We start from the raw sequence: 10,672 nt of genomic DNA on the forward strand, positions 1-10,672 counted from the left end.
TAGAATGACGATCGTGGACGACTCCCGGGAAGCTCGGATCCTGGCCGTCGCCGCGTTGGAGGAGCCGACGCGGCGCCGGCTGTACGACCACGTCGTACGGCGAGTGGATCCGGTGACCCGGGACGAGGCTGCCACCGCCCTGGGTCTGCCCCGCACCACCGCGGCGTTCCATCTCGACAAACTGGCCGACGAGGGTCTGCTCGAAGTCGTCTACGAACGCCTAAACGGCCGATCCGGCCCCGGTGCGGGACGGCCGTCGAAGCTGTACCGCCGCGCGGCCCAGCACGTCGCCGTGTCGCTACCGGAACACCGCTACGACCTGGCCGGAGGCCTGTTGGCGACAGCCATCGAAGACGCCGTAGCCACCGGTGAATCCCCGCGAGCGGCTCTCGACCGACGCGCCCGCCAACTCGGTAACGAACTCGCCCTTGCCGCCCGCGACGAGGCGGACGGCGCCGACGTGATGCGCGTCCTCGAGGAACAAGGCTTCGAACCCCGCACCGATGAGAACGCGATCGTCCTCGGTAACTGCCCCTTCCACGCGCTGGCCCAGGACCACACCGACCTGGTCTGCGAGATGAACCTCTGCCTGCTCGACGGCCTCCTGACGGGCCTGGGCACCACCGACCTGCAAGCCCAGCTCAAGCCCACGCCCGACACTTGCTGCGTCCGCCTGGAACCGACGCCCGGCTGACCTCATCGGCGAGTCTGATCACGGTTGCGTGGTCGGTACTTCGGTCGGCTGTGTCGTAATGGCCTCTGTCGTGATGGCCTGTTCGGCCAGCAGCATCGGCGCCACGACGCCGTTGGGTCCCGCGCCGGCTGCCTTCCGATCGAGCTGGGCGTCCAGGGTCATGGCGGCGTCGATCAGCGCGAGATGGGTGAATGCCTGCGGGAAGTTGCCGATCTGCTCGCCGGTCAGGGCGATCTCCTCGGAGTACAGGCCGAGGTGGTTGCCGTAGGTGAGCATCTTCTCGAAGGTGAGCCGGGCGTCGTCGACCCGGCCGGCCCTGCCGAGCGCGTCGACGTACATGAACGTGCACAGGGAGAACGTGCCCTCCGAGCCCTGCAGGCCATCGGGCGACGCGGCCGGGTTGTATCGGTAGACGAGACTGTCGGTGACCAGCTCGGAGTCCATCGCCCGCAAGGTCGAGAGCCACCGCGGGTCCTGTGGGGCGACGAATCCCACCGTGGGCATGCGCAGCAGCGACGAGTCGAGCACCTGGCTGCCGTAGTGCTGGACGAAGGCGCGGCGCTGAGGGTCCCAGCCGCGTTCCATCACCTGGTCATAGATCGCGTCGCGCGCTTTGGCCCACCGATCGAGGGGTGCCGGCCGCGACCGGGCGGTGGCGACCCGGATCGCCCGGTCGAACGCCGTCCAGCACATCACCCGGCCGTAGGTGAATTCCTTTTGCCCGCCCCGGGTCTCCCAGATGCCCTCCTCGGGCTGGTCCCAGTGGTCGACGAGCCAGTCGAGCAGGTCCCGTACCGCGAGCCAGCCATCGTGGCCGACGGTGAGACCCCGCTGGTCAGCGAAGTAGAGGCTGTCCAGCGCCTCGCCGTAGATGTCCAGCTGCAACTGGTCGGCGGCACCGTTACCGATGTGCACCGGCCGGGACCCGCGGTACCCCTCCCAATGCTCCAAGATCTCCTCGGAAAGATCGGAGGAGCCGTCGACGCGGTACATGATGTTCAGCGGTCCACTGGCCCCACCCGCCTTCTCCTGCACCCGGTCCCGCAGCCAGCCGCTGAAGGCGACGGCCTCATCGGTGAACCCCATCCGCAGCAGGGCGTAGATCGAGAAGGACGCGTCGCGGACCCAGGTAAAGCGATAGTCCCAGTTCCGCTCGCCGCCGATCTGCTCGGGCAGCGAGGCCGTCGGCGCGGCCACCAGGCCCCCGGTCGGCGCATAGGTCATCAGCTTCAGCGTGATCGCCGAGCGCTGGAGCATCTCCCGCCATCGACCTCTGTAGGTGGACTGCGCCAGCCAGGTCCGCCAGAAGCCGGCCGTCTCGTCGAACAGTTGCTGTGCCTCGGCGACGCGAATCTCCCGCGGCGGCCCGTCGGCAGCCGTCTCCAGCACGATCCCGCGCAGCTGCCCGGCTTCCAGGGTGAGCGAGACCTCGAGATCGCCTGTCTCGCCCGACTGGCGCTGGACCAGCCGGGCGTCGTCGGGCTCCCTCACGATGTGGAACGTGAGCGTCGAGCCGTCGCTCGTGCAGACTCCACCGTGCTCGGTCGCGTGCCATTGATGAGTGCGGCGCCCGTAGTCGAACCGTGGCGCGATGTCGAGGTCGAGCGTCATCCTGCCCCGGACGCACCGGACCAGCCGCACGAGCCGGTGGTTCGGCGTCGCCTGCGTGCTGCTCGTCACCGGCATGAAGTCGATCACCTCACCGACCCCGGCCTCAGTGAGGAACCGGGTGATCAGGATGGCCGTGTCCGGGAGGTACAGCTGCTTGGTCTGGAAGGCCCCCTGCGACGGCCGGATCCGGAAGTGGCCGCCTTTCTCGTGGTCCAGCAGCGCCCCGAACAGGCTCGGCGAGTCGAACCTCGGCGTACAGAACCAGTCGATCGACCCTTCCGTACTGACCAGTGCAGCAGTCTGCAGATCCCCGATCAGTCCGTGGTCCGCGATCGACGGATAGCCGTCCATGGCACCTCTCCTCACGACAACGCAGCGCCGCCCTGTTCCCAGCGACCGAGTAACTCGACTCCTCCCCAGCACTCTCAACCGCGCCGCGAGGCCCGTCATCATCCGACCGGGGTGATACCCCGGCTGGAAGGTCAGCGGTAGGCGCGGGCTTGGAGGTTGAAGAGTTCTGCGTAGCGGGCGTCTGCTGCGAGGAGGGCTTCGTGGGTGCCTACCTCTTCTACGCGGCCGTTGTGCATCACCACGATGAGGTCGGCCATGCGTACGGTTGAGAAGCGGTGCGAGACCAGGACGGTGACGCCACCGGTCTCGGCTGCCGCGATCTTGGCGGCTGCGGCGTACTGCTCGTACAGCCGGTGCTCGGCTTCGGGGTCCAGTGCCGCGGTCGGCTCGTCGAGCAGCAACAGCAGTGGGCGTTCGCGCATGAACGCCCGCGCCAACGCGAGCCGCTGCCACTGACCGCCCGACAGCTCGACACCGTCGGTGAACTTCTTGCCCAACTGCGTGTCCAGCCCGCGCGGCAGTCCGGCGACCACCGACTCGGCGTCACCCCGCGAGATCGCGGCGCGCACCGCCGCCTCGTCGGACTCGCGTTCGACGTCGCCGATCCCCACGACCTCACGCGCCGTCAACTCGAACTTGACGAAGTCCTGGAATCCCGCCGAGAGGTGTGACCGCCAGGAATCCGGTGAGATCGTCGTCAGGTCCACGCCGTCGACCAGGACGCGTCCGGTCGTCGGGTCGTACATCCGCGCGAGCAGCTTGACCAACGTCGTCTTGCCGGCCCCGTTCTCGCCCACCAACGCGACGGCCGAACCCGCGGGCAAGCTGAGGTTGACCTCGCTGAGTACGGCGGAATCCGTGCCAGGGTAGGAGAATCCGACATTGCGCAGCTCGATGCCGGACGTAAGTCGCGCCGGCGCCGGAGCGATGCTCGTCTGCCACGAGTTGTCCTTCGCGTACTCCCGCAACCAGTCGTAGCGGCTGAAGCTCCGCACGACCTCGCCTATCCAGTAGACGTTGCGCGCGATCCCACCGGTCATCTGATCCACCTGCGGTGCCAGCAACAGCACGAGTACTACGTCGCCGGCCGTCTGCTGCCCGTTGCGTGCACGCGCGATCACCCACACGATGGCGGCGGCGTACGCGAGGCCGAAGGCCAGTCGCACCGACCCGTCGACCTTGCCACCCCAGCGCGCCGCCTCGACCCGGCGCCGGTACCGCTCCGTCTGCAACGAGAAGATCCTGTCCAGCAGGACCTGCCCGAGTCCGAACACGCGCAGCTCCAACCCCGTCCGTGCGTCCTTCGCCACCTCGATCAGCCGGTCGACCAGCCGGTCCTGCGGCAGCGAGTCCTCCCAGGCCTTGTGCTGCCGCGTGCTGCTCACGTACGCCGACCAGATCCGCGTCGCACCGAGCAACGGCAACAACAGCAGCAGTGGATTGACGGACCCGAGCAACCCGAGCACGGTCACCGTGTTGGCCACCGTCGCGAACGCCCACAGCAGTACCTCGGCGCCGACGCCCATCCGCCAAGCGCGTTCGCGGACCAGCTCCAGCCGGTCGGCGACATCGGGCCGCTCGTGATGCGTCAGCCCTGGAATGCCCGTCGTCACGTCTAACAGATCGGCGTGCACACGGCCGGCCATGCGTTCCTGCGCGGTGTCCTGCAGTGGCCAGCCGATGACGTCAGCAACGAACGAGACCGCCAGACCGATGAGGATGATGCCGATGCCCAGCGCGATCGTGCTCGACCGGTCGCTGGCGAGCCCGTCGATGAGCAGACTGACGCCATACGTCTGGGTCGGCGCTGTGATCGCGCGCGCCGCGACGAGCACCGTCGAGATCGCCATCAGCAACGGCGCCGCACGGAACGAGGTGGTGAGCCACAGCCAGGAGATCCGGAGATTACGCATCGAGCGACTCGCTCTCCGGGCCTTCCGTGGCCTCGGACGTCACGTACCGCTCGGCCTGGAGGCGGAACATGGTGGCGTACGTTCCGCCCTTGTCCAGCAACTGTTCGTGCGTGCCGTCCTCCGTGATCCGCCCGTCGGCGAGCACACAGATGCGGTCGGCGTTGCGGACCACCGAGAACCGGTGGGAGATAATCAAGGACGCCACACCCGACGTGAGTTCGAGGTACCGCTCGACCAGCTCGGCCTCTGCGCGCACGTCCAGCGCCGCCGCCGGCTCGTCCAGCACGAGCACACCAGCCCCGGCATGGACGGCGAACAGCGCTCGCGCCAGCGCGACCCGTTGCCACTCTCCGCCGGACAGGTCGACGCCGCCGTCGAAGGTCTTGTCGAGCACGGTGTCCCATGCGGCCGGCAGGCGGCGTACGACCTGGTCGATGCCGGACTCCCTCGCGACCTTGGCCAGCGCGACCTCGTCGTCGGCGCGTTCGACCGCGCCGAACACGACGTTGTCGGTCACCGACAAAGGGAAGCGCAGGAAGTCCTGCACGATCGCGGCGATGCGCCGTTGCCAGGCGGCCTGGTCGAGCTCGGAGAGGTCCACGCCGTCGACGGTGATCCGGCCCTCGGTCGGCTGGTACGCGCCGGCGAGCAGTTTCACCAGCGTGGACTTGCCGGCGCCGTTGACGCCGACGAGCGCGAGCGCTTCGTGCGCGCGGATCGTGAGGTCGAGGTCGCGGAGCACGTCGACCTCGGAGCCGGGATACCGGAAGCTGACGTTCTCGAACCGGACCTCGCGCGCCGGCATGGTCTCGACGCGGTGCCTGCTCGTCGCGACCGGCTCGGGGTGGCGCTCGGCGATCGTGCCGGGCAGCTCATTCATCGCGCGGTACGCCGACAACCCGCGCCGTACCTGGACGACGCCGTACCCGTTCATCGACACGCCGATGGCGAGGATCGCCGGAACGGTCGTCGCGACCTCGGTCAGTGGCAGCTCGCCGTCGAGGGCGGCCCGGCCGACCAGCAAAATCGCGAGCCCGTTCGCAGCCAGATGCAGGCCGCCCGTGAGGACGGCCCACTTCACGTTCCTGCGGCGCCGGTCCCAGACCGGTCGGAAGCCCGTGGTCCACTCGCGCACGTACCGCTGGACCAGCCAGCTGTGCAGTCCGAAGACGCGGAGCTCCTTGGGTGCGTCGCGCATGCCGAGGTCGAACAGGTAGTCGGCCCGCCGCTGCTCCTCGGTATTGCCCCACCAGACGTCGATCTCGCGCTCGATCAGGCGGCCGCCGTACCACTCGAGGAGCAACGTCACCGCGACCAGCATCGCGGCGACCGGCCAGGAGAACATCACGCCGACGATGACCGCCGAGCCGACCAGCGTGACCCGGCTGGCGAGCAACCAGGGCAGATTCCCCAGGCCCTCCGCGAGATGGAATCCGCCCTTCCCCTTCGCCCGCTCCTGCACATCCAGCACCACGGTGTCCTCGAGGTGCGCGACTCTGCGCGGGCTGAGCAACGGCTCGGTGATACCGGTACCGATCTGCCGAACGAGCGCCGCGTCCATGATCAGCGACGCCACCTGGTGGATCGCGGGCGTGAGGCTCTGCAGGACGAACGCGACCAGCAGCGCCCCGAGCAGCCAGCTGAACCCGGCGAGCGACATGGCCCCGGGGGCATCGTTGATCACACCTGGAACAGCGCCGACAACCTGACCGGTGAGCAGCGTGACCGCCATCCCCAGCACGGAGCCGAGCACAGCGAGGCCCATCGTCAGAACGGTGCTACCAGGTGAAGCACGAAACGCGTACCGAAGCAGAGTCAGCACTCGATCGACCGTAACGGCGACCACCGACAAAAGCATCCGAGTTTCGGGAACGAGACCTCACAGTGAATGCTGCTGGCAACTAAATCAGCCGGCCGGCTTGCTGACACAGTTGGTGGCGGTGGGGTGAGAGCGGATCAGGGGCTCGGCGCGGTGGCGGCCGAAGTTCCATTCCAGCCAATCGTCGTCGCTCGGCTCGTGGCCTGTCAGGGCGCAGCCGGCCACATCGGCCGGGAGGGTGGCCAGCACCGGTACTGCGTCCGCCGAAAGCCCCTGCAGGTACTCCCAGTCGACCTGGCCGCTCGCCTCATACCGGTCCAGGTTGCGCTGCGCGATCCAAGCATCCGGATTGATCGCGGCCAGCAGGAAGAGGAAACCGGCCCCACTGAGCAGCGCGGCGCGAGGCAGCCAGCTGGCTTTGAGCGTCACGCCCGCCGCCATCACACCGACGACGAGCAGCCCCAGCCAGCCTTCGAAGACGTCGACCAGCAGGCGAAGTTCGGTGAATCCGTACGCCTCTTGGTAGAGGTGCATCCGGTAGAGCGCGGAGGCGACCACGACCAAGGTCAGCGCGCAGAGCAGGCCGAGCGACCCGCGCAGCCAGGCGAGGTCCGCGGCCGTCGTACGCGGCGCCTTGCGGGCGGCGGCCCACACCACCAGCAGCGTGAGCGCTGTGGCCACAGTCAGCTGACCGAAGCCCTGGTGGACGTACTCCGCGTAGGTGAGGCCTGTTATCCGCTCGACGTACTCGTGCCCGCCGAAGTTGGCAGTGGCCTGCGCTGCCAGGAATACCAGGAAGACAGCGTCGACGATCAGCACCGGCGCGAGCCACTCGTACCGGCGGGCGACCGGCCTCGTCGGGCCGGACCCGGTCTCGACGTTGGGCGGGTTCAGACCGAGGTACGTCGCCGCCAGTACAACACCTCCGACCGCGACGGTGATGAAGGCCCGCAGTACAAACGAGTCGAGCTCGACGTCCGGGACGATCGCGCCCGCCCACTCGGCGAAGAGCGCGTCGGCCGAGGCGAACAGCACTCCGAAGACGAGCAACCCCAGGAGTGACCACAGGACCGTGCGCAGCGCAGCCGCACTTGCCCGCAGACCCCTGACCGCCTGAGCGGAACGCCCCAACCACGGAAGCCCTCGCAACCCGGCGAGCGGCCAAGCCATTCCGGCGAGCACGAAGGCGGGCAGAGTGCGGCCGTTCACCAACCCGGCCACGCAGACCGCGCCACCCGCCAGCAGGCACAAGACCACGATCCACTCCGCGTCCCGGACGACAACGGTCACCGCCAGGAGCAGGCAGAGCGCGGCACAAGCCAGAGTGAAGCGGGACCGGCGGTTCACGCTGAACCCGAGGATCACTCCCCCGGCCGCCAGCAGCACCACGAACGTGCCGAGGCCGAGGTCGCGGTACGGCAGGACGATGCCGGCCAGCAGACCGACGCCCAAGCAGTACAGGACAGCACGCACGTTGCCGGACAGGCCGGCCTCGGGCCAGAACTTGCCGAACATCATGTCCATGCCCGGCTCCGGCACCCGCGCCGCAGCGGGTGTGGACGGTACGGATGGTGTGGGACTGTCGACCGGCTTCGCCATGACTGCCTTCCTGGTGATGTGGGTTTGCTTCAGTGGTTCGTGCGGCAGGTCGACCCGGACCCGGGCACCGGTACTGCGCGGCGCGGGGTCGACGAAGTGGATGGTGCCGCCGTGGAGGTCGGTGACCCAGCGGGCGATCGCGAGGCCGAGGCCGGTGCCGCCGCCACCGTCGGCCTCCGCCAGGGTGCCGAACCGCTCGAAGACGCGGTCCCGGTCGGCGGCCGGGATCCCCGGCCCCTCGTCGGCGACCTCCAGCCGCCAGCCGGTGCTCGTGGCCTCGGCAGTGATCCGCACAACCCCACCGGCGGGACTGTGCCGGGAAGCGTTGTCGAGCAGGTTGCCGATCAACTGGTGGAGCCGCGCCGGGTCTGCCGGGACAGTGAGAGCCGGCGGCGTGACCAGTACGTCGTACTGCACCTCGCGACTGCTCACCCGCGCTTCGGCGACGGCGCGCTCCAGCAACTCCAGAACGGGCACCTGCGTGGTGGACAGCCGGACTTCACCCGCATCCACGCGGGCGAGGTCGAGCAGGTCGGAGGCAAGCGCGGACAGCCGCTCTGCCTGGTCGAGCGCCGTTCGCAGGGTCACCGGATCCGGCTCGGCGACTCCGTCGACAAGGTTCTCGAGCACCGCGCACAAGGCGGCGAGCGGAGTACGAAGCTCGTGGCTCACGTTCGCCACCAACTCGCGGCGCTGGCGGTCGACGGCGGCCAGGTCCTCGGCCATCCGGTTGAAAGCCCGGGCCAGCTCTCCCACCTCGTCGCTCGAGCTCGCGGTGACCCGGGCGGAGTAGTCGCCGCGGGCCATCCCCCGTGCGGCGGCGGTCATCTCGCGCAGCGGCGATGTCATCCCGACAGCCAGCAACTGGGTCACGCCGAGGGCCAGGGCCACGGTGACCGGAATGCTCAGCCACAAGGGCACGGTGCCGACCGCGCCGACCGCCGCGAGGATCGAAGCCACGGTGACGCTGACCGCGACGAGCAACCCGAGCTTGACCTTGACCGACGTGACCTGGTCCAGCAGCGGGCTGCTCACGTCGCACTCCCAGAACTCCCAGAACTCCCAGAACTCCCGGAACTCCCGGAACTCCCGGGCTCGAGGGCATAGCCGACGCCATGCACAGTCCGCACCCGGTCCGCGCCGATCTTGGCTCGCAGCGCCTTCACGTGGCTGTCGACCGTCCGGGTCCCCGAGGCGCCCGGCCAGCCCCAGACCTCGGCGTACAGGTTCTCCCGGGTCAGGACGACGCCCGGACTTGCGGCGAGGCACAGCAGCAGATCGAACTCGGTAGGCGTCAGGTGAACCTCGGTGTCGGCGACCCAGGCTCGGCGAGCGGCCGCGTCGACCCGAAGGTCGCCCAGCTCGGTGGGTGAGCGGACGGCCAGCTCGGCTGCCCGGTCAACCCGTCGGAGAAGGGCGGCGACCCGGGCCACCAGTTCCCGCATCCTGAAAGGCTTCGTGAGGTAGTCGTCGGCACCGACACCGAGCCCCACGAGGATGTCCGCCTCGTCATCGCGCGCGGTCAGCATCAGCACAGGCACCGGACGTCCGGCCTGGATCCGCCGGCACACCTCATGCCCGTCGAACCCGGGAAGCATCACGTCCAGCAGCACGAGATCCGGCTCGGTCTCGGCAAACTGTTCGACGGCGCCCGGCCCGTCCCAGGCCTGAACAACCTCGTACCCCGAACCGCGCAGCCGATCGGTCACCGCCTGGTTGATCACCGGCTCGTCCTCGACCACCAGGATCCTGCGGCCCACTCCGCTGACTGACATGGCCCGAGCCTAGGAGCCTCCTTGGTCAGAAAGACGGCCCAACTCGTGAAGGTTCTGTGCAGGTCTCGCGCAAGTGTTCAGGGCAGCTTCTGCAGGCCGGCGGCGGTGAGCAGGTACTCCGGAGCGGTAATCGCCAGGTCTGTGCGGACCAGGTCGACCAGGGCGGACCCGGCGATCTCGGGTGTCAGCAGTTCCCCCAGTTCCTTCAGGTACACCTCCTCAGGCTGGCCGCCGCGAGCCGCGTACGCCCGAACCCCCCGCCTGCCTACGTCGCCGTACGGCGTCATCGTGGGCATCACCGCCGTGACGGTGATGTCCAGCCCGGCACGGCGCGACTCATCCTGGGCGTACCCCGTGATGAATCGCTGGGTGGCCTTGGCGCCGGCGTACCCACCGCTGAGCGGTGACCCGTCGCGGTTGACCGCAGCACCGCTGCTGACCACGACCACCCTGCTGCCGGGCCGCAGCGGCGTGAGCAAAGCCTCCCGCAGCCAGTGGAACGCGATCCGGACATCGGTGTGCCAGTTGACCGAGAACGTCTCCCACGTCTGCTGTTGCAGCGGACGCATGTGCGGGCCGGCGCCGGCCACCAGAACGACGACCTCCGGCTCGTAGCGATCGAGAAGGCCGGCGGCCACGGTGGCGTCACCGGCGTCGGCGACCTCCGGCACGATGGTGTCGGCGACGGTGGCCAGCTCAGCCAACGCCGCCGCAGTACGGGCCACTGCGATCACCGGAGCGCCGGCTCCGGCGAAGGCTGTCGCAATCCCGCGGCCCAAGCCACGGCTCGCACCGACGACCATCGTCGTCCTGCCAGACAGGTCGCTCATGATTCTTCCCTCGCTCACTGGTGCACCATCCTCTGGTCGGTAACTCTGGATGGGTTGCCGATGCACCCGAGGTGCCGTTG

General features: G+C 68.9%; 7 protein-coding genes. 1 reads left to right on the forward strand and 6 read right to left on the reverse strand.

Translation table 11 applies throughout. The features are described 5' to 3' along the window. Nucleotides 1-13 precede the first annotated feature (13 nt). Nucleotides 14-694, forward strand: a complete 681-nt coding sequence (locus tag ACFPJ1_RS21840) for a helix-turn-helix transcriptional regulator (protein ID WP_380106481.1) — start codon at nucleotides 14-16, stop codon at nucleotides 692-694. A gap of 18 nt (nucleotides 695-712) precedes the next feature. Here ACFPJ1_RS21840 and ACFPJ1_RS21845 read toward each other — a convergent pair whose 3' ends face one another. The 6 genes from ACFPJ1_RS21845 to ACFPJ1_RS21870 form a co-directional block, all read right to left on the reverse strand. Then, on the reverse strand, nucleotides 713-2,656 hold the full coding sequence (locus ACFPJ1_RS21845; RefSeq protein WP_380106483.1) for a glycoside hydrolase family 15 protein: 1,944 nt from the start codon (nucleotides 2,654-2,656) through the stop codon (nucleotides 713-715). Between the two features lie 131 nt (nucleotides 2,657-2,787). Further along, the gene (locus tag ACFPJ1_RS21850; protein WP_380106485.1) at nucleotides 2,788-4,569 is read right to left on the reverse strand and encodes an ABC transporter ATP-binding protein; all 1,782 of its coding nucleotides are present in this window, start codon (nucleotides 4,567-4,569) and stop codon (nucleotides 2,788-2,790) included. Next, nucleotides 4,562-6,334, reverse strand: coding sequence for an ABC transporter ATP-binding protein (locus ACFPJ1_RS21855; protein ID WP_380106487.1), 1,773 nt, complete (start codon nucleotides 6,332-6,334; stop codon nucleotides 4,562-4,564). The genes ACFPJ1_RS21850 and ACFPJ1_RS21855 overlap by 8 nt, the downstream gene beginning before the upstream one ends. 141 nt (nucleotides 6,335-6,475) lie before the next feature. Further along, nucleotides 6,476-9,022 (reverse strand): DUF4153 domain-containing protein, encoded by a 2,547-nt coding sequence (locus ACFPJ1_RS21860; RefSeq protein ID WP_380106489.1) that lies wholly within the window; start codon nucleotides 9,020-9,022, stop codon nucleotides 6,476-6,478. Then, nucleotides 9,019-9,762 carry a response regulator transcription factor gene (locus ACFPJ1_RS21865; protein WP_380106491.1) on the reverse strand — a complete coding sequence of 248 codons (744 nt, stop codon included), beginning with the start codon at nucleotides 9,760-9,762 and terminating at the stop codon, nucleotides 9,019-9,021. Before ACFPJ1_RS21865 ends, ACFPJ1_RS21860 begins: the two co-directional genes overlap by 4 nt. Before the next feature lie 77 nt (nucleotides 9,763-9,839). After that, nucleotides 9,840-10,592: an SDR family NAD(P)-dependent oxidoreductase gene (locus ACFPJ1_RS21870; RefSeq protein WP_380106493.1), complete on the reverse strand. Its 753-nt coding sequence runs from the start codon at nucleotides 10,590-10,592 to the stop codon at nucleotides 9,840-9,842. Nucleotides 10,593-10,672 lie beyond the last annotated feature (80 nt).

Source organism: Kribbella qitaiheensis (assembly GCF_042657745.1).
Taxonomy (GTDB): Bacteria; Actinomycetota; Actinomycetes; order Propionibacteriales; family Kribbellaceae; genus Kribbella; species Kribbella qitaiheensis.